This window comes from Bradyrhizobium sp. SZCCHNS3052 (assembly GCF_032484495.1).
Classification (GTDB): domain Bacteria; phylum Pseudomonadota; class Alphaproteobacteria; order Rhizobiales; family Xanthobacteraceae; genus Bradyrhizobium.
Genome location: NZ_JAUETB010000030.1, coordinates 1 through 1,075 on the forward strand (window position 1 = coordinate 1; position 1,075 = coordinate 1,075).

Genomic DNA, 1,075 nt, shown 5'->3' on the forward strand with positions numbered 1-1,075 from the left:
CCCTCCACGTCCGTAATGGGCTGGAAGGGGACGCTGCTGACTTGATCGAAGATTCAGCTTCGGGTCAGATGTCGCCTTTCGGTCCTGCCGTGCACTACTTCCGGTTGGCCCCCGGAGCGGACATCGCCCGTGCAGGCGACGGACAGGCATGTCGGACGCCACGCCGCGGGATCGGCGATCCATCGGTTGATGTCGGATTCCCGCCAGCCTGCGCCGTTGACGCTGATCCTGAGTTGGGCTGGGAATGTGCCTTCGCCGATCTTGCGGTAGATGGTGGATCGGGACAGGCCGGTACGGGCAAGAACGGTTTTTAGGCGGACGATCCGATCTGGTTCGCGCATGGCTGCGCTGCCTCCTGCTGACTGCTCCTGATCTACACAGAGCAAGCAGTCGCGCGCGCAAGGGCGTTTTTCAAGGCGTCGTACTGTGGCGTGCAGACGGCGGCAAACAGGCTGGGTCAACGTTCGAGGCCTCGGTCTCTTCCAAAGCCTATGCCATGGGCGATGGCCAATTGCTGGCCGAGCCGGCCACCTGATTCGAAGGCGATGCCGAGGTCTTTCCTGCGGCTGGCGAGGACGGACTCCAGTTGTGGATCGCGTTCGAGGCCTTTGGCCATGTCGCCCATCGCCGCGCGCGTCGCCCTATAGCCGGACCTGTCGCCGGCCTGGTACTGGCGCTGGCTGGTGTGATCGAGCTTCTGCCAGCGCTCCACGAAGCGGTCGGCGCGGCGGCTCGGATCAATGCGCAGTTCGGTCTCGAGCTGGAGCGCGCGGACGGCGCGGTTGAGGCGTCCGCCGGCGGCCTCCCGGACCAGCTCGGGGTTCTTCTTGTAGGCGGCCTCAGCGTCGTGGGAGCCATAGGGACGCACCTTTTCGAAGGCCTGGCGGGCGGTCTGTAGCTCTTTGACCTGTTCGGGGCTCGCTCTGCCGCCCGTCTCATGCGCCGCGAAGATCGCATCCACGGCACGAGCATGGCGCACCAGCGCCCGGGTCCGCACGCGACGGGCTTCCGCTTCGGGATCTTGCGCCACGGTCCTTGCCGGCACTTCGGCTTCGCGCCGGTCGGCTGCCGTGCC

Annotated in this window: 2 pseudogenes; both read right to left on the reverse strand. The window is 66.2% G+C overall.

The window, feature by feature from the left end:
* Positions 1-152 precede the first annotated feature (152 nt).
* Positions 153-341, reverse strand: a pseudogene (locus tag QX073_RS34350) (helix-turn-helix transcriptional regulator); the annotation flags it as partial.
* Between the two features lie 116 nt (positions 342-457).
* Positions 458-1,075, reverse strand: a pseudogene (locus tag QX073_RS34355) (Ti-type conjugative transfer relaxase TraA); the annotation flags it as partial.